Origin of the sequence: Janthinobacterium rivuli (assembly GCF_009208735.1) — a bacterium.
In the GTDB taxonomy this organism is placed as follows: Bacteria; Pseudomonadota; Gammaproteobacteria; order Burkholderiales; family Burkholderiaceae_D; genus Janthinobacterium.
The window spans coordinates 250,942-271,094 of sequence record NZ_WFLJ01000001.1 but is presented as its reverse complement, the minus strand read 5'-3'; the positions used below and the strand labels follow the sequence as shown (position 1 = coordinate 271,094).

The following is a 20,153-nucleotide window of genomic DNA, read 5'->3' as shown; positions in this document are numbered from 1 at the left end:
CGTGTAATTCCTGTCAGTTTTCAGTGGTGCTGGAAGAGGGGGCGTTGAGTAATGCAGCTGCCGCCTCGGGCAAGCCGAGGCCTGCCAGTTTGGCGCGTTGCAAAACGGTCCAATAATATCGGTAGCTGGCGCGGTCGTGCAAGCGGCCATTTTGCGCGATCGGTCCCCAGTTGGCGCGCAGCGCTTCATTGAGGATGTTGCTGGCCTCGTTGACTTCGGACAGGCGCGGCGTGAAGGCCTTGATGATGGGCTTGATCTGGTCCGGGTGGATGCTCCACATGCGCGTGTAGCCGAACTCGGCTGTCGCGCGCTGGGCGTCATTTGCCACCACGGCCGAATCGCGCACGTCCGTCGTCACGTTATGCGACGGCACCTTGCCGTGCGCATGGCAGGCGGCCGCCACTTCGAGCTTGGCGCGCACCACCAGCGGGTGCGTGAACTGGCCCGGCGTGCGCATGGCGGCGGCGGGGATGGCGCCGTAATGGGCCGAGACGAAATCCATGATGCCGAAGGACAGGCATTCGACCTGGGGCAGGGCGGCGATGGCGTAGGCGTCGCGCAGCGCGCCGTGCGTCTCGATCAGGATATGCACGGGCAGGTTGTCGCGGCCGGCGCGGCGCGCGTGCAGGTTGATCAGGTCGATGGCCAGCATGGCATCCTGCACGCCGCCCACTTTCGGCACGGCGATGTAGGCCAGGCGGGACGCGGCGCCGCAGATGATTTCCACGTCGCGCGCGAAATACGGGCTGTCGACGTCGTGCACGCGCACGCCGATGCGGTTGAACTGGTTCGCCTCGCTGGCCAGCAGGCCGGCGATCATGTGGGCGTGGGATTCTTCATTGCCGGCGCTGGCGCCGTCTTCGCAGTCGAACGTGATGTCGAACAGGGGGCCAAGCTCTTGTTGCAAAGCAATCGATTTACGCATCAGCTTTTCGGAGCCGGCGTAGTGGTCGCAAGCGGCGAGCAACAGCGGCTGGCGTTTGCCTTGGAATAAAACCTCGGAAGGGTGCATGCTTAAGGCATTTCTGCAGGTAAAAACTACTTGATAAAACAGCCGCGCCGCGAATCTCGCGGGGCGGCCTTCTTGGCGGGCGGCGCTCAGGCCGCGCCGCCAATACTGCATTTATGCCAGCAGGTGTTTCACGCCTTCGCGCTCTTCGGTCAGTTCTTTCAGGGTCAGGTTGATGCGCTCTTGCGAGAATGCATCGATTTCCAGACCTTGAACGATGGTGTACTCACCGTTGTCGGTGGTGACCGGGAAGCCGAACACGGTGCCTTCAGGGATGCCATACGAGCCATCCGACGGTACGCCCATGGTGGTCCACTTGCCGTTCGTGCCCAGCATCCAGTCATGGATGTGGTCGATGGCGGCGTTTGCTGCCGACGCTGCCGACGACAGGCCGCGCGCCTCGATGATGGCCGCGCCGCGCTTGCCGACGGTAGGCAGGAACACGTTGGCGTTCCATTCCTGGTCGTTGATCAGGTCCTTGACGGCCTTGCCGTTCACGGTGGCGAAGCGGTAGTCGGCGTACATCGTTGGCGAGTGGTTGCCCCAGACGGTCAGCTTCTCGATGTCTTTCACGGCGGTGCCGGTCTTGGCAGCGACTTGCGACAGCGCGCGGTTGTGGTCCAGGCGCAGCATGGCGGTGAAGTTTTTCGCCGGCAGCGATGGCGCCGATTTCATGGCGATGTAGGCGTTGGTATTGGCAGGATTGCCGACCACCAGCACTTTGACGTTGCGCGAAGCGACGGCGTCGAGCGCCTTGCCTTGCACCGTGAAGATCTGGGCGTTCGCCTCCAGCAGGTCCTTGCGTTCCATGCCTGGGCCGCGTGGACGCGCGCCAACCAGTACGGCCACGTCGACATCCTTGAAGGCGGTCAGTGGATCGGAGTGGGCGGTCATCTCGGCCAGCAGCGGGAAGGCGCAGTCGTCGATTTCCATCATCACGCCCTTGAGCGCTTTCTGGGCTTTTTCGTCCGGGATTTCAAGCAGTTGCAAGATGACAGGCTGGTCTTTGCCGAGCATGTCGCCATTGGCGATGCGGAACAACAGGGCGTAGCCGATCTGGCCGGCGGCGCCGGTCACTGCAACACGCATTGGGGTTTTAGCCATGATGAATCTCCAAAAATGGGAAAGAAAACGGGCTTGAAGCTGGGCTTACGCTTATCCGGAAAAACTATAATGATACCAAAACCGGCCCGCGCCACCGAATTGCTGGTGTACGCCGCCGTCACGCTCGTGCTGCACGAGGCCAGAGTGGCTGGCCGACAACATAAAACGCTGGCTCATATGTTTTATCGAGGGCAGTTTAGGCCTCTGATCTGTATCTGTCAATCATATCTTATGTCTTATATAAGACAGATAACTACGAGTGTTTTACTGGACGCGGGCAGTGATTTGTGTTGAAATGTCGGACTATGAATTCCGCCTCGTCCAATCTGACCAACAATGCCACTGCTGCAAGCGGGGCGGTCAGTCCGACCGCGGGCACCCCGGCCACGCCCGTCGCCGCGGCCGCCGGCAACGCCGCCACCCCAGTCGTCAGCGTCAATACCACTGCCACCACCGCCGTGCCCGCGCCTGCCGCGAATGCCTCGCCCACCTTCAGTCCCCTGTACCAGCAGATCAAGGCGCTCATCACGCAAAGCCTGCAATCCGGCGAATGGAAGCCGGGCGAGCTCATTCCCAGCGAAGTCGAGCTGGCCGGCCGCTTCAAGGTCAGCCAGGGCACGGTGCGCAAGGCCATCGATGAACTGGCCGCCGAGAATCTCGTCATGCGCCGCCAGGGCAAGGGCACCTTCGTGTCCACCCACCACGAGGCGCGCGCGCATTTCCGCTTCCTGCGTCTGGTGCCGGACGAAGGCGTGCCGCATTACCCCGAAAGCAAATTTATCGAAGTCAAGCGCGTGCGCGCGCCGGCCGACGTGGCGCGCCTGATGGACCTGAAGTCCGGCGACGCCGTCATCTTCATCAAGCGCGTGCAGTATTTCGACGGCGTGCCGACCATCGTCGAAGAGCTGTGGCTGCCCGGCCTGATCTTCAAGGGTTTGACGGCCGAGCGCCTGGTCGAATACAAGGGCCCGATGTACGGCCTGTTCGAAACGGAATTTGGCACGCGCATGATCCGCGCGTCCGAGCAGATCCGCGCCGTGTGCGCCGACGCGGGCGCCGCGCAACTGTTGAATATCGACCTCGGCACGCCCTTGCTCAGTTCCGAGCGCGTGTCGTTTACCTATGGCGACAAGCCGGTCGAACTGCGCCGGGGCCTGTACCTGACCAGTCGCCATCATTATCAGAATGAACTCAGCTGAAGCGGCGGGGCGCCCACGGGTGCCCGGACAAGCAGCAAGGCTGAAGTGCATCGTTTGCAAGATGCCTGCCGCAAGGCGGGCAACGGAGACAACAGAAAGCGCAGCGACAGCATGGCCCGCTCCGGCGGGCCGTGTTTTGCCGGCGATTCTGTAATTAAATTACGTGAACTACGGAAAGTAGCGCGGTATTTTGTAGTAAAAAACCATTTTGGTTATATGTGACAATAGATATTGGTATGGGTTGCGAAAATCGGCGAAAATCGCGGCTTCAATATTTAGTTGAAATTCAAAGGGGAGGTTTTTGTTATGTCTGAAGCCGTAAGAGAAGTACCAAAAAAAGAACGGCCGCAATTCCGTAACATTCATGTTACCGAATTGTCGAACTACCGCATGGCTGTCGGCGCCATCGTCTCGATCCTGCATCGCATCAGCGGTTTCATCATTTTCGCCTTGCTGCCATGCATACTGTACATGCTGGAACTGAGCCTGCGTTCCGAAATGTCCTACGCCTACTTCCAGGGCATCGCCTCGCACTGGTTCGTCAAGCTGATCACCCTGGGTCTGGTCTGGGCCTTCCTGCACCACTTCTGCGCCGGTATCCGTCACTTGTTCATGGATGTGCACGTTGCCATCGAAAAAGAGTCGGCGCGCAAGACCGCGTCGTCCGTGCTGGTCGTGAGCCTGGTGTTGACGGCCTTGGTCGCTTTGAAACTGTTTGGAGTATTTTAAACATGGCAGACAATAATATCGGACCGAAACGCCTCGTCGTCGGTGCCCATTACGGCTTGCGCGATTGGCTGGCGCAACGCGTTACCGCCATCGTCATGGTGGCCTATGTGGCCATCCTGCTTATTTCTTTCCTGACCGGCAGCAACTTCAGCTATGAAGGCTGGGCCGGTCTGTTCGCACAGCAGTGGTTTAAATTGTTCAGCCTGGTGACCTTCGTCGCCCTGTTCTACCACGCATGGGTCGGCGTACGCGACATCTGGATGGACTACGTGAAAAGCGCTGGCCTCCGTCTGACCCTGCAAATTGCCACCATGCTGTGGTTGATCGCTTGTGCCGGCTGGACGGTACAGATACTCTGGAGTGTGTAATCGTGGCAGCATATAAATCTGCAATCCCTACCCGCCGCTTTGACGCGGTAATCGTTGGCGCCGGCGGTTCCGGCATGCGCGCGTCGTTGCAACTGGCCGAAGCCGGTCTGAACGTCGCAGTTCTGTCGAAAGTCTTCCCGACCCGCTCGCACACCGTGGCGGCGCAGGGCGGTATCGGCGCGTCGCTCGGCAACATGGCCGAAGACAACTGGTTCTGGCACATGTTCGACACCGTCAAGGGCGGCGACTATCTGGGCGACCAGGATGCCATCGAATTCATGTGCCGCGAAGCACCGAAGGTCGTGTACGAACTGGAACACTTCGGCATGCCATTCGACCGCAATCCTGACGGCACCATCTACCAGCGTCCGTTCGGCGGCCACACGGCCCACTTCGGCGAAAAGCCGGTGCAGCGCGCCTGCGCGGCAGCCGACCGTACCGGTCACGCCCTGTTGCACACCCTGTACCAGCGCAACGTGCGCGCCCGTACGCACTTCTTCGTCGAATGGATGGCGCTGGACCTGATCCGCGACGCCGACGGCGACGTGATCGGTGTTGTTGCGCTGGAAATGGAAACCGGCGAATGCATGATTCTGGAAGCAAAGACGACGGTCATGGCAACGGGCGGCGCAGGCCGTATCTTCGCCGCGTCGACCAACGCCTTCATCAACACCGGTGACGGCATGGGCATGGCGGCACGCGCCGGCCTGCCGCTGCAGGACATGGAATTCTGGCAGTTCCACCCGACCGGCGTGGCCGGCGCGGGCGTATTGATCACCGAAGGCGTGCGCGGCGAAGGCGGCATCCTGATCAACAGCGAAGGCGAACGCTTCATGGAGCGCTATGCGCCGACCCTGAAGGATCTGGCGCCGCGCGACTTCGTCTCGCGTTCGATGGACCAGGAAATCAAGGAAGGCCGCGGCTGCGGTCCGAACAAGGACCACGTGATGCTGGACCTGCGCCATATCGGCGCCGACACCATCGCCAAGCGCCTGCCGTCGATCCTGGAAATCGGCCACAAGTTCGCCAACGTCGACGCCACCAAGGAACCGATTCCTGTCGTGCCGACGATTCACTATCAGATGGGCGGCATCCCGACGAACATCCACGGCCAGGTCGTCACCCCGACCGGTCCGGATAGTTCGGCGAAAGTCGTCAACGGCCTGTACGCGATCGGCGAATGCGCCTGCGTGTCCGTGCACGGCGCCAACCGCCTGGGCACGAACTCGCTGCTCGACCTGGTGGTCTTCGGCCGCGCGGCCGGCAACCACATCGTCAACAGCGGCCTGAAAGCCAAGGAAAACAAGCCTTTGCCAGCCGACGCTGCCGACTTTGCCATGGGCCGCCTGGCGCGCCTGGAAAACTCGACCGGCACGGAAACCGTGCAGGGCGTGGCGAACGACATCCGCGCAACGATGCAGAAGTACTGCGGCGTGTTCCGTACCGACGAGATGCTGAACAAGGGCGTCGAAGAAATCATGAAGCTCGACGAGCGCCGCAAGCACGTCTCCTTCAAGGATAAATCGATGGTCTTCAACACGGCCCGCGTGGAAGCGCTGGAGCTGGACAACCTGATCGAAACGGCGAAAGCGACCATCGTTTCGGCAGCGGCCCGCAAGGAATCGCGCGGCGCGCACGCCCAGGACGACCATCCGCAACGCGACGACGAGAACTGGATGAAGCACACTCTGTGGTATTCGGAAGGCAACCGACTGGAATACAAGCCAGTCGTGACCAAGCCGCTGACGGTTGATACCTTCAAACCGAAACCACGTACTTTCTAAGGCTATACCATGGCACGCACTCTTAAATTCAAAATCTACCGCTACGATCCTGACCAGGATGCCAAGCCGTACATGCAAGACCTGACGGTCGAACTGAAAGACACCGACAAGATGCTGCTCGACGCACTGCAGCGCATCAAGGCGGACGTCGATGACTCGCTGGCCCTGCGCCGCTCGTGCCGCGAAGGCGTGTGCGGTTCGGACGCGATGAACATCAACGGCAAGAACGGCCTGGCATGCACGACCAACCTGAACGAACTGTCGGAGCCTATCGTGCTGCGCCCGTTGCCAGGCTTGCCGGTCATCCGCGACCTGATCGTCGACATGACGCAATTTTTCAAGCAGTACGATTCGATCAAGCCTTTCCTGATCAACGATTCGATCCCGCCTGAAAAAGAGCGCCTGCAGTCGCCGGAACAGCGCGAAGAACTCGATGGCCTGTACGAGTGCATCCTGTGCGCATGCTGCTCCACGTCGTGCCCGTCGTTCTGGTGGAATCCGGACAAGTTCGTCGGCCCGGCCGGCCTGCTGCAAGCCTACCGCTTCATCGCCGATTCGCGCGACGAAGCCACCGGCGCGCGTCTGGACAACCTGGAAGACCCGTACCGCCTGTTCCGCTGCCATTCGATCATGAACTGCGTCGACGTCTGCCCGAAAGGCTTGAACCCGAACAAGGCGATCGGCAAGATCAAGGAATTGATGGTCCGCCGCGCGATCTGATCACCCTGATCGCGTCCGCCGGGCGCCGTTTGCCGGAAGAGGGTATCCTCTCTTGCCTGCAGGCGGCGCCTGCAAAGCCGCACCGTGCCGCAAGGCACACGTAAAGTGGTAAACCAAATGACAGAATCAATTTTGTCCTCGCATCAGGCCGACCCGGCCAACCGCGCCCGCCTGCGCTGGCGTTCACGCCGTGGCTTGCTGGAAAACGACATTATCCTGACCCGTTTTCTCGATGCGTATGAAACCGAATTGACCGATGAAGAAGTTGACGCGCTGACGCGTTTGCTGGATTTATCGGACAATGCGTTAATGGATCTGGTACTGGCCCGTAAAGAGCCGGAAGGCGAAGTCGATCTGCCGCATGTGCGCGCACTGCTGCAACGACTGCGCATTGCCTAGACGCCTGGGCGATATATTGCAAACGGTGCGAGTGGCGCGCTGTAGCACTGCCGAGTGCGGTGCGAATTGCAGCCAGAATTTTTGATTTTAATTTCGACTCACTCCCGAGAAGGAAGAGCCCATGAATATCTCTGACACAAAAGCTACCCTGTCGTTCTCCGATGGCAGCCCATCGCTTGAATTTCCAATCTACAAAGGCACGGTTGGCCCGGACGTCATCGACATCCGCAAACTGTACGCCGGTAGCGGCAAGTTCACCTACGACCCAGGCTTTATGTCGACGGCCGCCTGCAACTCGTCGATCACCTACATCGACGGCGACAAGGGCGAGCTGCTGTACCGTGGTTACCCGATCGAACAGTTGGCCGTCAACGCCGACTTCATGGAATCGTGCTACCTGCTGCTGAACGGCGAACTGCCGAACGCGGCGCAAAAAGCCAAGTTCGTCGACACCGTCACCAAGCACACGATGGTGCACGAACAGATGCAATTCTTCTTCCGTGGCTTCCGCCGCGACGCGCATCCGATGTCGGTCCTGGTGGGCACCGTCGGCGCGCTGGCGTCGTTCTACCATGATTCGCTGGACATCAACGACCCGCGTCACCGCGAAGTGTCGGCCATCCGCCTGATCGCCAAGATGCCGACCCTGGTCGCCATGACCTACAAGTACTCGGTCGGCCAGCCGTTCGTGTACCCACGCAACGACCTGTCGTACAGCGCCAACTTCATGCACATGATGTTCGCCAACCCGTGCGAAGAGTACAAGGTCAACGACGTGCTGGTGCGCGCCCTGGACCGCATCCTGATCCTGCACGCGGATCACGAGCAAAACGCATCGACCTCGACCGTCCGTCTGGCCGGTTCGTCGGGCGCCAACCCGTTCGCCTGTATCGCTGCCGGCATCGCCTGCCTGTGGGGCCCTGCCCACGGCGGCGCCAACGAAGCGGCACTCAACATGCTGAAAGAAATCGGCACCGTCGAGAACATCCCTGCCTTCATCGCGCAAGTCAAGGACAAGAACTCCGGCGTCAAGCTGATGGGCTTTGGCCACCGCGTGTACAAGAACTTCGATCCACGCGCCAAGCTGATGCGTGAAACCTGCTACGAAGTGCTGCAAGAACTGGGTCTGCAAGACGACCCGCTGTTCAAGCTGGCGATGGAACTGGAAAAGATTGCGCTGAACGACGAGTACTTCGTGTCGCGCAAACTGTACCCGAACGTCGACTTCTACTCGGGCATCGTGCAATCCGCACTGGGCATCCCGGTATCGCTGTTCACCGGTATCTTCGCCATGGCCCGTACGATCGGCTGGATCGCCCAATGGAACGAGATGATCGCCGACCCGGAACAGAAAATCGGCCGTCCGCGCCAACTGTTCGTCGGCTCGACCACGCGCGAAGTACTGCCACTGGACAAGCGTTAATCCACGGCGTATCTTGCAAACAAAAAACGGGCTTCGGCCCGTTTTTTTATGCCGGGCTGGTATGCTCGGCCCTTGGTTCAACAGGAAGTGCGACGCGATGAATGAAGAAATCTGCGCCCCCGGCGGCGTGGCCCTGGGCGATACGGCATTTGGCTACACCTTGTCGCTGATCGGCGGCAAATACAAGATGCTGATCCTGTATGCGCTGGCGGAAAACACCGTGCTGCGGCATAACGAACTCAAACGGCATCTGGGCGGCATCGCCTTCAAGACCCTCAGCGTGGTCCTGAAGGAACTGGAAGCCGATGCGCTGATCGTGCGCAAGGAATACCCGCAAGTGCCGCCCAAGGTGGAATACTCCCTCTCGGCCAAGGGCGCCTCGCTGATCCCCGTGCTGCATACCCTGTGCGAGTGGGGCGAACGGCACCAGCCAGCTTGATCCGCAAGTGCAGGGCAGCGGGATTTCCACGGTCGAGTAGCTTACTTTTTGTGGGGTATGTGTAGTCAATGTGCGTACTTGTGAAAAGTACCCGCGATGGCTATGCTGTTTCTGCCTCCGGGGGGCGCGACCGCGCGCCACGGGGCAGGGTATCGGCTTGCCTGCTTTCCTGTGCATGCGGGTCCGGTGCATCCATCTCATTTTCAGGAAAGCAGCATGATGAAAACCCTTGTGATCGTCTTCCATCCTTCCATCGCCACTTCGGTGGCCAACAAGCGCTGGCTGCAGGAGCTGGCGCGGTATCCCGAGCGTTACACCATCCACGACGTGCAACAGGCTTATCCTGACGGGAAGATCGACGTGGCGCGCGAGCAGGCGCTGGTGGAGGCGCACGCCAATGTGGTGTTGCAGTTCCCCGTGTACTGGTTCAACTGCCCGCCCTTGCTGAAGCGCTGGCTCGACGAGGTGCTGGCGCATGGCTGGGCCTACGGCACGGGCGGCGACGCCTTCCGGGGGCGGAAAGTGGCGCTGGCCGTCACGGCGGGTATCCGCGAGCAGGACTTCACGCCGCACGGCAAATGGAACGTCACCCTGGCGCAGCTGCTGGCGCCGTTCGACGTCACCCTCGCGTACATCGGCGCCGACAACCGCCGCTTCTTTGCCTTCTACGGCGCGGAAGACGGGCCGAAGGAGCCGGACTATGCCGGACGGCTGGCGCGCAGCGCGCAAGAGTATGAGCGCTTCCTGGCCGCCTTGTAAGGCGCGGGGTGTCAGTTGAATGCCGCTTCCAGCTGGCGCAGGGCGATGTGCCGGCCTTCCAGTGGCAGGCTGTCGCCTTCATAGGGCTGGGGCAGGACGATACGGCGCGGCGCATTGTGCTTGAGGATGCCGCCCCAGTGGGCGACCCTGGCGCCGGCCTGGCGGCGGATCGCCTCGACCGTGGCGCCGCTGGCCAGGATCTCGGCGTGCGGAAAGGCTTGCTGCAGCACGCCCAGGCCGAAATAGGCTTGCGGCTCGGCCGCGCTGATATAGATGGTGGTCAGGCGCTTGCCGCTGCTGGCGATGGTGTGCGCTAACTGCGCCGCATCGTCGCGCAAGAACTGGGCGTTGACGAGGATGGCGTCCGCCGCGCCGCTCAGCAGCAGGGAAGTGGACGGTGCGCATCCCAGCACGTCGAGTCGGAAGGTCTCCAGCGTGCGGAAGGGGCGGGCGGCGCGTGCAAGCATAGGATTCTTTCTGCGTTGGATACTCTGTCGCATACTATCGTTTCATCCAGGCGCGAGAAATAGGGTAGATTGCAATACTTAGTTGCATGGATCGGATGAATCAAGGGAGTAGCCGCATGGACCGCATCACCGCCGCACAAGTTTTCGTCGCCATCGCCGAGCGTGGCAGCATGGTGGCCGCCAGCGAGGCGCTCGATATGTCGCGCGCCATGGTGACGCGCTACCTGGCCGAGATGGAGCAGTGGGCGGGGGCCCGCCTGCTGCATCGCACCACGCGCCGTTTGAGCCTGACGGACGCGGGCGATGCCACCCTGGCGCGCTGCCGGCAGATGCTGGAAGTGGCCGGCGCCATGGCCGTCACGTCGCCCGAAGGCCTCGACACGCCGCATGGCTTGCTGCGCATCACCTGCTCGCAATCGCTGGCGCAGACGGCGCTGGCCGGCGCAGTGACCGCTTACCTGCGGCGCTACCCGCGCGCCGCCGTCGACTTGCAGATGGAGAACCGCGCCGTCAACCTGGTGGAGCAGCGCATCGACCTGGCGATCCGCATCACGAACGCGCTCGAGCCGAACCTGATCGCGCGCCAGCTGGCCAGCTGCGCCTCGGTGGTGTGCGCCGCACCATCGTATCTGGCCGCGCACGGCACGCCGCGCCGGGCGGAAGACCTGGCCCTGCACAACTGCCTGACGTACACGTATTTCGGCAAGAGCCTGTGGCAATTCACGCACGACGGGGAAGCGCTCACTGTCCCCGTCAGCGGCCGCCTGTCGGCGAATGAATCGCTGGTGCTGCTGGTGGCCACAGTGGCGGGGGCGGGCATCGCCATGCAGCCGCGCTATTCGGCCGCGCCGCTGATCGCCAGCGGGCAGCTGGTGGAGCTGCTGCCCGCGTACGTGCCGCAGGACATGGGCATCTACGGCATCTACACCTCGCGCCAGCACATGTCGCCGCTGCTGCGCACCATGCTCGACTTTCTGGTGGACTGGTTTGCCGGCGATGCCGATTGGCTGGCGGCCATCGGGACGCCGCCGTTATCAGTCAGACCACTTGCGCGCCAGCGCCGCGCCGGTGCCGGCGGCGCAATCGCATAAGCGCAACACTAATGGGCTGCAAGCCCGGGAAAATCAACAACACAGCTTACATTTGCTTGCCAAATAAAATTCAACTAGTGGTTGTTGCGTTACAATACCGCGTGCTATTCTAAATGACGGTATGCAGAATGCTGGTGCAATAAAAAAGCCCTTCCCCACAACTTGATGTGCAATCCGCTAACCGGTCAGGCCGTGTCGCGGAAGGTTAGATTAACCCGCTAATTCCTCGCGAAGCGCGAAGAAAGGTGAGCAATATATGCAGCAATTAACGACCAACTCCTACCTGTTCGGTGGGAATGCTCCGTACGTGGAAGACCTGTACGAGGCGTATCTGAACAATCCAGGCTCGGTACCCGATAACTGGCGTTCCTACTTCGACGCAATGCAGCACGTGCCTGCCGTCGACGGCACCAACAAGCCTGACGTGGCGCATGCCTCCGTCGTCGCCTCGTTCGCCGAGCGCGCAAAAGCCGGTCCGATCCGCACCGTGACCGCTTCCTTCGATGCCGAAATGGGCCGCAAGCGCGTCGCCGCCACGCAACTGATCGCCGCTTACCGCTACCTCGGTTCGCACTGGGCCAACCTGGATCCGCTGCAACGCCAGGAACGTCCGATGATCCCTGAGCTCGAGCCGAGCTTCTACGGTTTCACCGATGCGGACATGGACACCGTGTTCAACATCAGCAATACCTATTTTGGCCCCGAGACCGCCACCCTGCGCGATCTGCTCAACTATCTGCGCGATACCTACACGCGTTCGATCGGCGCCGAATTCATGTACATCTCCGATCCGGCCGAAAAGCGCTGGCTGCAAGAGAAACTGGAATCGATCCGCTCCACCCCGAATTTCACCCCAGAGAAAAAAATCCACATCCTCGACCGCCTGACCGCGGCTGAAGGCCTGGAACGCTATCTGCACACCCGTTACGTGGGCCAGAAGCGCTTCTCCCTGGAAGGCGGCGAAACCTTCATCGCCTCGATGGATGAAACCATCCAGCGCGCCGGCGAAAAAGGCGTGCAGGAAATCGTCATCGGCATGGCCCACCGCGGCCGCCTGAACGTGCTGGTGAACACCCTGGGCAAGGCGCCGCAGGAACTGTTCGAAGAATTCGAAGGCAAGCATGGCGACGACCTGCCTGCCGGCGACGTGAAATACCATCAGGGCTTCTCGTCGGACATCTCCACCGCAGGCGGCCCGGTCCACCTGTCGTTGGCGTTCAACCCGTCGCACCTGGAAATCGTCAACCCTGTGGTCGAAGGTTCCGTCAAGGCCCGCATGGACCGCCGCGGCGACGCGCAAGGCGCGCAAGTGCTGCCTATCCTGGTGCACGGCGATGCCGCTTTCGCCGGCCAGGGCGTGGTCATGGAAACGCTGAATCTGGCGCAAACCCGTGGCTACCATACCGGCGGCACGGTGCATATCGTGATCAACAACCAGATCGGTTTCACCACCTCGGATCCGCGCGACGCGCGCTCGACCCTGTACTGCTCGGACGTCGTCAAGATGATCGAAGCACCGGTCCTGCACATCAATGCCGATGATCCGGAAGCCGTGGTGCTGGCGACGCAGATCGCGCTCGACTACCGCATGGAATTCAAGAAGGACATCGTCCTCGACATCATCTGCTACCGCAAGCTTGGCCACAACGAGCAAGATACGCCGGCCCTGACGCAGCCACTGATGTACAAGAAGATCGGCCAGCATCCGGGCACCCGCAAGCTGTACGCGGACAAACTGGTGGCGCAAGGCGTGATCCCTGCCGATGGCGGCGACAAGATGGTGGCCGCTTTCCGCGACGCCATGGACGCCGGCAAGCATACCGTCGATCCTGTCATCTCGAACTTCAAGAACAAGTACGCCGTCGACTGGCTGCCGTTCCTGAACAAGAAATGGACCGACTCGGCCGACACCGCCGTGCCGATGACGGAACTGAAACGCCTGGCCACCCGCATCACCACCGTGCCGGCGGACTTCAAGGTCCACTCGCTGGTTGAAAAAGTACTGGGCGACCGTGGCACCATGGGCCGTGGCGAAATGAACCTGGACTGGGGCATGGGCGAACACCTGGCCTACGCGTCGCTGGTATCGTCCGGCTACGCCATCCGCCTGACGGGCCAGGACGCCGGCCGCGGCACCTTCGTGCACCGCCACGCCGTCCTGCATGACCAAAACCGCGAGCGTTGGGATGCAGGTACCTACATTCCGCTGCAAAACGTGTCGGACAACCAGGCGCCGTTCACCGTCATCGACTCGGTGCTGTCCGAAGAAGCCGTGCTGGCCTTCGAATACGGCTACTCGACCGCTGAACCGAACACGCTGACGATCTGGGAAGCCCAGTTCGGCGACTTCGCCAACGGCGCGCAAGTGGTGATCGACCAATTCATCAGCTCCGGCGAAGTGAAGTGGGGCCGCGCTTCGGGCCTGGTCATGATGCTGCCGCACGGTTACGAAGGCCAGGGTCCTGAGCACTCGTCCGCGCGCCCAGAGCGTTTCCTGCAGCTGTGCGCAGACAACAACATGCAAGTGGTGCAGCCGACGACGGCTTCGCAGATCTTCCATTTGCTGCGCCGTCAGATGGTGCGCCAGTTCCGCAAGCCGCTGGTCATCCTGACGCCGAAGTCGCTGTTGCGCAACAAGGATGCCGGTTCGCCGCTGACCGACCTGGCCAAGGGCGGTTTCCAGACCGTCATCGGCGAAGTCGACGACAAAATCGACGTCAAGAAGGTCAAGCGCGTCATCGCCTGCTCGGGCAAGGTCTACTACGACCTGGTCAATGCACGCAAGACCCGCGGCCAGACCGACACGGCCATCGTGCGCCTGGAACAGCTGTATCCGTTCCCGCACAAGTCGTTCGCCGCTGAACTGAAGAAGTTCCCGAACCTGGTCGAAGTCGTCTGGGCGCAGGACGAGCCGCAAAACCAGGGCGCCTGGTTCCAGATCCAGCACAACATCTTCGAAGGCCTGGAATCGGGTCAACGTCTGGCCTACGCCGGCCGTCCTGCTTCGGCGTCGCCTGCTGTCGGTTACTATGACAAGCACTACGCCCAGCAAAAAGATCTGCTGGAAACGGCATTCTCGAAGCTGAAGGGTTTTATCCTGACCAAGTAAGTGGCTCGATGAGGGGCGCCATGTGTATGCATGGCGTCAGCTCGCATACATCATGACGGAGCGCCGCCCTTGCTACGCAGGGGCGGCGCCGCAATAACAAAATAAACGGAGTTTTACATGGCACAAATCGAAGTCAAAGTTCCCCAGTTGTCGGAATCGGTCGCAGAAGCGACCCTGCTGGCATGGCACAAGAAAGTCGGCGAGTCAGTTGCGCGCGACGAAAACATGATCGATATCGAAACCGATAAAGTCGTGCTGGAACTGCCGGCGCCCGCCGCTGGCGTGATCGTGCAGATCATCAAGGATAACGGCGCCACCGTCGTCGCCGGCGAAGTCATCGCCATCATCGACACCGACGGCTCGGCCAAAGTCAGCCCGATGGAAGTATCGGCCGTGCCTGCGCCAGCCCTGGCTGCCGCCGCACAAGACGCTGCTACCGCTTCGGCGCCAGCCGCCGCGACCAAAGGCGATGTCGCCATGCCTGCCGCCGCCAAGATCCTGTCCGAAAAAGGCCTGTCCGCTGGCGACGTCGCCGGTTCCGGCAAAGATGGCCGCGTGACCAAGGGCGACGCCCTGGCCGCTTCCGCCAAGCCAGCTGTCGCGCCACTGGCGCCAGCCGCCGCCAAGCCAGCCCTGCAACAAGTGGCTACGCCGAGCATCGCCAGCCTGGGCGACCGTCCGGAAGAGCGCGTGCCGATGAGCCGCCTGCGCGCACGTATCGCCGAGCGCCTGCTGCAATCGCAATCGACGAACGCCATCCTGACCACGTTCAATGAAGTGAACATGCAGCCGGTCATTGACCTGCGCAACAAGTACAAGGACAAGTTCGAGAAAGAGCACGGCGTCAAGCTGGGCTTCATGTCCTTCTTCGTCAAGGCCGCCGTCGCCGCCCTGAAAAAGTACCCGATCATCAATGCCTCCGTTGACGGCAACGACATCGTCTACCACGGCTACTTCGACATCGGCATCGCTGTCGGTTCGCCACGCGGCCTGGTCGTGCCTATCATCCGCAACGCGGACCAGCTGTCGATCGCCGACATCGAGAAAAAAATCGGTGAATTCGGCGCGAAAGCCAAGGAAGGCAAGCTGACCCTGGACGACCTGACGGGCGGCACGTTCTCGATCTCGAACGGCGGCACCTTCGGCTCCATGCTGTCGACCCCGATCATCAACCCGCCGCAATCGGCCATCCTGGGCGTGCATGCGACCAAGGACCGCGCCGTGGTCGAAAACGGCCAGATCGTGGTGCGTCCGATGAACTACCTGGCCATGTCCTACGACCACCGCATCATCGACGGCCGCGAAGCCGTCCTGGGCCTGGTGGCGATGAAAGAAGCGCTGGAAGATCCTGCACGCCTGCTGCTGGACCTGTAAGCACCGTAGTCCCCCGGCGTTGCCGCCGGGGCAATGTAGTTGATACCCTTGCCAGAAGACGCAGCTGGCTGATCTCAATGAAAGAGGATTCCCATGAACGTCTCTGAAGAAATCAAGCGTCTGCACGAGTTGCACCTGGCGGGCGCCCTGAGCGACGCGGAATTCGCGCAAGCGAAAGCCAAGCTCCTGAGCAATATCAACCTGGACAAGCCGGACAGCACGTCCGGCGCCGGTCCGTCGAACGACCTGGTGCAGGAATTCAACCGCCTGCGCCGCTCGCGCACCGACCGCTGGCTCGGCGGCGTCTGCGGCGGCCTGGGACGCGCTTCCGGCATGGAAGCGTGGATCTGGCGCCTCGTCTTCGTCCTGTTTACATTGACCTTCGGCTTCGGCGTGGTGATTTACCTTCTATTGTGGATTTTCGTACCAGACGAAGAGATTGGAATAACAAAACATGAGTACTAAACAATTTGACGTAGTTGTCATCGGTGCGGGCCCTGGCGGCTACATCGCCGCCATCCGCGCAGCGCAGCTGGGCTTTTCCGTCGCCTGCGTCGACGAGTGGTCGAACGCCAAGGGCGGCGCCGCACCTGGCGGCACCTGCACCAACGTCGGCTGCATCCCGTCGAAAGCGCTGCTGCAATCGTCCGAGCATTTCGAGCACGCGGGCCACAGCTTCGCCGAGCACGGCATCGATGTCGCCGGCCTGAAGCTGAACCTGGGCCAGATGCTCAAGCGCAAGGACACCGTCGTCAAGCAAAACAACGACGGCATCCTGTACCTGTTCAAGAAGAACAAGATCGCCTTCTTCCACGGCCGCGCCGCTTTCGCTGCCGCCGCCGCTGGCACGTATGAGATCAGCGTGACGGGCGAAGCCAACGAAACCCTGAGCGCCAAGCACGTGGTGATCGCCACGGGCTCGAACGCGCGCGAACTGCCGGGCGCACCATTCGACGAGAAACTGATCCTGTCGAACACGGGCGCACTGGCCATCGACGCCGTGCCAGCCAAGCTGGGCGTCATCGGTGCCGGCGTGATCGGCCTGGAAATGGGCAGCGTCTGGCGCCGCCTGGGTTCCGACGTCACCGTGCTGGAAGGCCTGCCGGTCTTCCTGGGCGCCGTCGACGAGCAGATCGCCAAGGAAGCGTCGAAGCTGTTCACCAAGCAAGGCTTGAAGATCAACCTCGGTTGTAAGATCGGTGCGATCACGCCAGGCAAGAAAGACGTCACCGTGGAATTCGTGGACGCCAAGGGCGAAGCGCAAAAAGCCGTGTTCGACAAACTGATCATCTCGATCGGCCGTACGCCGAACACGAATGGCCTGGGTGCCGACAAGGTCGGCCTGCAGCTGGACGAACGCGGCTTCATCGCCGTCGACGGCGACTGCAAGACCAATCTGCCGAACGTGTGGGCGGTGGGCGACGTCGTGCGCGGCCCGATGCTGGCGCACAAGGCGGAAGAAGAGGGCGTTGCCGTGGCCGAGCGTATCGCCGGCCAGCATGGTCACACCAACTTCAACACGATTCCGTGGGTGATCTACACCTCGCCGGAAATCGCGTGGGTCGGCAAGACCGAGCAAACCCTGAAGGCCGAAGGCATCGCCTACAAGGCCGGTACCTTCCCGTTCATGGCCAACGGCCGTGCGCGCGCGCTGGGCGACACCTCGGGCATGGTGAAATTCCTGGCCGATGCGACGACCGATGAAATCCTCGGCGTGCACATCGTCGGCCCGATGGCCTCCGAACTGATTTCCGAAGCCGTCGTGGCGATGGAATTCAAGGCCTCGGCCGAAGACATCGCGCGCATCTGCCACGCTCACCCTTCCCTGTCGGAAGCGACCAAGGAAGCGGCACTGGCGGTTGACAAGCGCACGTTGAACTTTTAATTGTAGTTAGTCCTACAGGGGCGCTCGCGGATTTTTTCCGCCGGCGCCCTTGTGCGTTAAAGCGAATCCCATGAACGTAGAAGAGTTTTACCAGCACGCGTTGCAGAAGCGTGATTTCAAGGCCGATGCCGCCCAGCGGCGCGCGGTCGACCGCCTGCAGCTGTGCTATGACGAGTGGGTGGCCTACAAGGGCCAGCGCTCGAGCACCTTCAAGCGCCTGCTGAACCGTCCTGCCGTGCCGAAAGGCGTGTACATGTGGGGTGGGGTGGGGCGCGGTAAATCGTTCCTGATGGACAGCTTTTACTCGGTCGTGCCCCTGGTGCGCAAGACGCGCCTGCACTTCCACGAATTCATGCGCGGCGTGCACCAGCAGCTCGACGAATTGAAAGGCGTGGCCGACCCGCTCGACGAGGTGGCCAAGCGCATCGCCAAGAAATACCGCCTCATCTGTTTTGATGAATTCCACGTCTCCGACATCGCCGACGCGATGATCCTGTACAACCTGCTGTCGGCCCTGTTCGCCAATGGCGTGTCCTTCATCATGACCTCGAATTACGATCCGGACCTGCTGTATCCGGACGGCCTGCACCGCGACCGCATGCTGCCGACCATCGCGCTGCTGAAGGAAAAGCTCGACGTGATGAACGTCGATGCGGGCGTCGATTATCGCGGCCGCGCGCTGGAACAAGTGGAAAGCTACTACACGCCGCTGGGCGCCGCCACCGACAAGGCCCTGCGCGACGCCTATACGCGCATCGCCGAGACGGGAGACGAAGATGCGCGCATCCGCATCGAGAGCCGCGAAATCCATTGCCTGCGCCGCGCCGGCGGCATCATCTGGTTCGATTTCGCCACCCTGTGCGGCGGTCCCCGCTCGCAAAATGATTACCTGGAAATCGCCAGCCGCTTCCATACGGTGATATTGTCCGGCATACCGGCCATGTCGGCGGCGCAGTCGTCCGAGGCGCGCCGCTTCACGTGGCTGATCGACGTGTTTTATGACCAGAAGGTCAAGCTGATCATGTCGGCCGAAGTGCCGCCCGAGCAGCTGTACACGAACGGCATGCTGGCCAACGAGTTTCACCGCACCGTTTCGCGTATCATCGAGATGCAATCGCGCGAATACATGGAAAAAGAACAGCGCGGCGCGGCCGACGCGATCGTTTGAGGCAGGGATAAGGAACATGATGGCAAATACACTATACAAGCTGGGTGCGGCGCTGGGCCTGGTCCTGGCGTTGTCCGGCTGCGCGCACCAGGGTGCCGCCGCATTGGATGAGGTCGGAGTGCCGCAGGTGCCCGCCACCTTGTCGGTGGAGGAAGCGGACGCCAAGCTGAAGCAGGTCGCCAGCGAGCGCGCGGCGGCGGAAGACGAGTTCGCCGCGCGCGAACTGGAGTGCTACGACAAGTTCTTCGTGAATAGCTGCCTCGACAAGGCCAAGGAAAAACGCCGCCTGATCCTCGTGCGCCTGCGCGCCGTCGAAGCGGAAGCGAACTACTTCAAGCGCGCCGAATCCGTGCGCCTGCGCGATATCGACCTGGCCCGGACGCAGGAAAGTGCGCGCGTGGACGCCGAGCAGCGTGCCGCGGCCTTGCCCAAGCCCGTGAAAGTGGTCACGCCCGAGCCGGCGCCGCCCAAACCGCAAGGCAAGAGCGTGGCCGAACGCGAAGCCGAGCAAGCGGCGAAGGTGGCGAAACAGGCCGCCGCCGACGCTGCCGAGGCCCCGCGCCGCGCCGCCCGCGAAGCAGCCTATGCGAAAAAACAGGCTGACGCCGTGGCGCGCCAGAAACGCGTGGCGCAACGCCTGGCCGAGCGCCAGGCCGAAGCGCAGGCGAAGGCGGCCAAGGCGGCCGCCGCCGCTGCCAGCACGCCGGCCGTTGCTGTACCTGTGCCCGTGCCGCCTGCCAAGTAACTGCGCCGCGCAGGGGCATGCCGGAAATGGCGTGCCCTCAGGCGCGCGGCAGGTTAAACTACGCACACTGGCTGCCTGCGTACGCTGCGCGCGCCGGTTTGACAATACTGTTACCAACACTGCCTGGAACGCAACACATGAGCGATGCACAGCAAATAGAGCGGCGCCTGATTGAACTCAACGTGGAACACCGCGACCTCGATGCCGTCATCGAGTTGCTGATACTCGATGGCCACCATGATGAGCTGCAACTGCGCCGCCTGAAAAAACGCAAATTGCAATTGAAGGATCACATCACCTTGCTGAAAATGCAGTTGGTGCCCGACGTTCCCGCCTGAGGGGCGCCAGTAGCGTCCAGTCCAGCCTTCACCTAAGTATATT

Annotated in this window: 20 protein-coding genes; 17 read left to right on the top strand and 3 right to left on the bottom strand. The window is 61.7% G+C overall.

Annotation, left to right across the window (positions count from 1 at the left end; genetic code table 11):
- Nucleotides 1-13 precede the first annotated feature (13 nt).
- Nucleotides 14-1,012 (bottom strand): HpcH/HpaI aldolase/citrate lyase family protein, encoded by a 999-nt coding sequence (locus tag GCN78_RS01305; RefSeq protein ID WP_152250057.1) that lies wholly within the window; start codon nucleotides 1,010-1,012, stop codon nucleotides 14-16.
- 111 nt (nucleotides 1,013-1,123) lie between these two features.
- Entirely contained in the window at nucleotides 1,124-2,113 is a 990-nt protein-coding gene (locus GCN78_RS01300) for a malate dehydrogenase (RefSeq protein WP_121670132.1), read from the bottom strand.
- A gap of 305 nt (nucleotides 2,114-2,418) precedes the next feature.
- On the opposite strand from GCN78_RS01300, the gene GCN78_RS01295 reads away from it, so the two are divergent.
- The 9 genes from GCN78_RS01295 to GCN78_RS01255 all read left to right on the top strand — a co-directional run bounded on the left by GCN78_RS01295 (nucleotide 2,419) and on the right by GCN78_RS01255 (nucleotide 9,933).
- Complete coding sequence (locus GCN78_RS01295) at nucleotides 2,419-3,312, top strand: GntR family transcriptional regulator (RefSeq protein ID WP_152250055.1); 894 nt, start codon at nucleotides 2,419-2,421, stop codon at nucleotides 3,310-3,312.
- A 306-nt stretch (nucleotides 3,313-3,618) separates the two neighbouring features.
- A complete protein-coding gene (gene sdhC, locus GCN78_RS01290; protein WP_152250053.1) occupies nucleotides 3,619-4,041 on the top strand; it encodes a succinate dehydrogenase, cytochrome b556 subunit in 423 nt (140 codons plus the stop codon).
- Between the two features lie 2 nt (nucleotides 4,042-4,043).
- The gene (gene sdhD, locus GCN78_RS01285; protein ID WP_034752078.1) at nucleotides 4,044-4,409 is read left to right on the top strand and encodes a succinate dehydrogenase, hydrophobic membrane anchor protein; all 366 of its coding nucleotides are present in this window, start codon (nucleotides 4,044-4,046) and stop codon (nucleotides 4,407-4,409) included.
- Between the two features lie 2 nt (nucleotides 4,410-4,411).
- On the top strand, nucleotides 4,412-6,193 hold the full coding sequence (sdhA, locus tag GCN78_RS01280; RefSeq protein WP_152250051.1) for a succinate dehydrogenase flavoprotein subunit: 1,782 nt from the start codon (nucleotides 4,412-4,414) through the stop codon (nucleotides 6,191-6,193).
- 9 nt (nucleotides 6,194-6,202) lie between these two features.
- Complete coding sequence (locus GCN78_RS01275; RefSeq protein ID WP_034752075.1) at nucleotides 6,203-6,913, top strand: succinate dehydrogenase iron-sulfur subunit; 711 nt, start codon at nucleotides 6,203-6,205, stop codon at nucleotides 6,911-6,913.
- A 117-nt stretch (nucleotides 6,914-7,030) separates the two neighbouring features.
- A complete protein-coding gene (locus GCN78_RS01270; protein WP_034752073.1) occupies nucleotides 7,031-7,312 on the top strand; it encodes an FAD assembly factor SdhE in 282 nt (93 codons plus the stop codon).
- Between the two features lie 121 nt (nucleotides 7,313-7,433).
- A complete protein-coding gene (gene gltA / locus GCN78_RS01265) occupies nucleotides 7,434-8,735 on the top strand; it encodes a citrate synthase (protein ID WP_034752071.1) in 1,302 nt (433 codons plus the stop codon).
- Between the two features lie 97 nt (nucleotides 8,736-8,832).
- Nucleotides 8,833-9,174, top strand: coding sequence for a winged helix-turn-helix transcriptional regulator (locus GCN78_RS01260; protein ID WP_152250049.1), 342 nt, complete (start codon nucleotides 8,833-8,835; stop codon nucleotides 9,172-9,174).
- Nucleotides 9,175-9,390: 216 nt separating this feature from the next.
- Entirely contained in the window at nucleotides 9,391-9,933 is a 543-nt protein-coding gene (locus GCN78_RS01255) for an NAD(P)H-dependent oxidoreductase (RefSeq protein ID WP_226939404.1), read from the top strand.
- Between the two features lie 11 nt (nucleotides 9,934-9,944).
- Here GCN78_RS01255 and GCN78_RS01250 read toward each other — a convergent pair whose 3' ends face one another.
- A complete protein-coding gene (locus GCN78_RS01250) occupies nucleotides 9,945-10,400 on the bottom strand; it encodes an MBL fold metallo-hydrolase (protein WP_152250047.1) in 456 nt (151 codons plus the stop codon).
- Between the two features lie 116 nt (nucleotides 10,401-10,516).
- On the opposite strand from GCN78_RS01250, the gene GCN78_RS01245 reads away from it, so the two are divergent.
- The 8 genes from GCN78_RS01245 to GCN78_RS01210 all read left to right on the top strand — a co-directional run bounded on the left by GCN78_RS01245 (nucleotide 10,517) and on the right by GCN78_RS01210 (nucleotide 20,110).
- Nucleotides 10,517-11,491: a LysR family transcriptional regulator gene (locus GCN78_RS01245; RefSeq protein WP_152250045.1), complete on the top strand. Its 975-nt coding sequence runs from the start codon at nucleotides 10,517-10,519 to the stop codon at nucleotides 11,489-11,491.
- 256 nt (nucleotides 11,492-11,747) lie between these two features.
- Nucleotides 11,748-14,600, top strand: coding sequence for a 2-oxoglutarate dehydrogenase E1 component (locus tag GCN78_RS01240; protein WP_152250043.1), 2,853 nt, complete (start codon nucleotides 11,748-11,750; stop codon nucleotides 14,598-14,600).
- Nucleotides 14,601-14,717: 117 nt separating this feature from the next.
- Nucleotides 14,718-15,974: a 2-oxoglutarate dehydrogenase complex dihydrolipoyllysine-residue succinyltransferase gene (odhB, locus tag GCN78_RS01235; RefSeq protein WP_152250041.1), complete on the top strand. Its 1,257-nt coding sequence runs from the start codon at nucleotides 14,718-14,720 to the stop codon at nucleotides 15,972-15,974.
- Nucleotides 15,975-16,067: 93 nt separating this feature from the next.
- Entirely contained in the window at nucleotides 16,068-16,439 is a 372-nt protein-coding gene (locus GCN78_RS01230; RefSeq protein WP_152250039.1) for a PspC domain-containing protein, read from the top strand.
- Nucleotides 16,429-17,859, top strand: coding sequence for a dihydrolipoyl dehydrogenase (lpdA, locus tag GCN78_RS01225; RefSeq protein WP_099400301.1), 1,431 nt, complete (start codon nucleotides 16,429-16,431; stop codon nucleotides 17,857-17,859). Before GCN78_RS01230 ends, lpdA begins: the two co-directional genes overlap by 11 nt.
- Before the next feature lie 70 nt (nucleotides 17,860-17,929).
- Nucleotides 17,930-19,027 carry a cell division protein ZapE gene (gene zapE / locus GCN78_RS01220; protein ID WP_152250037.1) on the top strand — a complete coding sequence of 366 codons (1,098 nt, stop codon included), beginning with the start codon at nucleotides 17,930-17,932 and terminating at the stop codon, nucleotides 19,025-19,027.
- 19 nt (nucleotides 19,028-19,046) lie between these two features.
- Nucleotides 19,047-19,772 (top strand): hypothetical protein, encoded by a 726-nt coding sequence (locus tag GCN78_RS01215; protein ID WP_152250035.1) that lies wholly within the window; start codon nucleotides 19,047-19,049, stop codon nucleotides 19,770-19,772.
- 137 nt (nucleotides 19,773-19,909) lie between these two features.
- Nucleotides 19,910-20,110, top strand: coding sequence for a YdcH family protein (locus GCN78_RS01210; RefSeq protein ID WP_034752051.1), 201 nt, complete (start codon nucleotides 19,910-19,912; stop codon nucleotides 20,108-20,110).
- The last annotated feature ends 43 nt before the right edge of the window (nucleotides 20,111-20,153 follow it).

Excerpts from the sequence above, each read along its gene's own strand:
- GCN78_RS01300 (WP_121670132.1), bottom strand. The coding sequence starts at position 2,113 with ATGGCTAAAACCCCAATGCGTGTTGCAGTGACCGGCGCCGCCGGCCAG.
- odhB (WP_152250041.1), top strand. The coding sequence starts at position 14,718 with ATGGCACAAATCGAAGTCAAAGTTCCCCAGTTGTCGGAATCGGTCGCA.
- GCN78_RS01230 (WP_152250039.1), top strand. The coding sequence starts at position 16,068 with ATGAACGTCTCTGAAGAAATCAAGCGTCTGCACGAGTTGCACCTGGCG.
- GCN78_RS01250 (WP_152250047.1), bottom strand. The coding sequence starts at position 10,400 with ATGCTTGCACGCGCCGCCCGCCCCTTCCGCACGCTGGAGACCTTCCGA.
- GCN78_RS01215 (WP_152250035.1), top strand. The coding sequence starts at position 19,047 with ATGGCAAATACACTATACAAGCTGGGTGCGGCGCTGGGCCTGGTCCTG.
- GCN78_RS01240 (WP_152250043.1), top strand. The coding sequence starts at position 11,748 with ATGCAGCAATTAACGACCAACTCCTACCTGTTCGGTGGGAATGCTCCG.
- GCN78_RS01295 (WP_152250055.1), top strand. The coding sequence starts at position 2,419 with ATGAATTCCGCCTCGTCCAATCTGACCAACAATGCCACTGCTGCAAGC.
- GCN78_RS01260 (WP_152250049.1), top strand. The coding sequence starts at position 8,833 with ATGAATGAAGAAATCTGCGCCCCCGGCGGCGTGGCCCTGGGCGATACG.
- sdhC (WP_152250053.1), top strand. The coding sequence starts at position 3,619 with ATGTCTGAAGCCGTAAGAGAAGTACCAAAAAAAGAACGGCCGCAATTC.
- gltA (WP_034752071.1), top strand. The coding sequence starts at position 7,434 with ATGAATATCTCTGACACAAAAGCTACCCTGTCGTTCTCCGATGGCAGC.
- GCN78_RS01305 (WP_152250057.1), bottom strand. The coding sequence starts at position 1,012 with ATGCACCCTTCCGAGGTTTTATTCCAAGGCAAACGCCAGCCGCTGTTG.
- lpdA (WP_099400301.1), top strand. The coding sequence starts at position 16,429 with ATGAGTACTAAACAATTTGACGTAGTTGTCATCGGTGCGGGCCCTGGC.
- GCN78_RS01275 (WP_034752075.1), top strand. The coding sequence starts at position 6,203 with ATGGCACGCACTCTTAAATTCAAAATCTACCGCTACGATCCTGACCAG.
- GCN78_RS01255 (WP_226939404.1), top strand. The coding sequence starts at position 9,391 with ATGATGAAAACCCTTGTGATCGTCTTCCATCCTTCCATCGCCACTTCG.
- GCN78_RS01270 (WP_034752073.1), top strand. The coding sequence starts at position 7,031 with ATGACAGAATCAATTTTGTCCTCGCATCAGGCCGACCCGGCCAACCGC.
- zapE (WP_152250037.1), top strand. The coding sequence starts at position 17,930 with ATGAACGTAGAAGAGTTTTACCAGCACGCGTTGCAGAAGCGTGATTTC.
- GCN78_RS01210 (WP_034752051.1), top strand. The coding sequence starts at position 19,910 with ATGAGCGATGCACAGCAAATAGAGCGGCGCCTGATTGAACTCAACGTG.
- sdhD (WP_034752078.1), top strand. The coding sequence starts at position 4,044 with ATGGCAGACAATAATATCGGACCGAAACGCCTCGTCGTCGGTGCCCAT.
- GCN78_RS01245 (WP_152250045.1), top strand. The coding sequence starts at position 10,517 with ATGGACCGCATCACCGCCGCACAAGTTTTCGTCGCCATCGCCGAGCGT.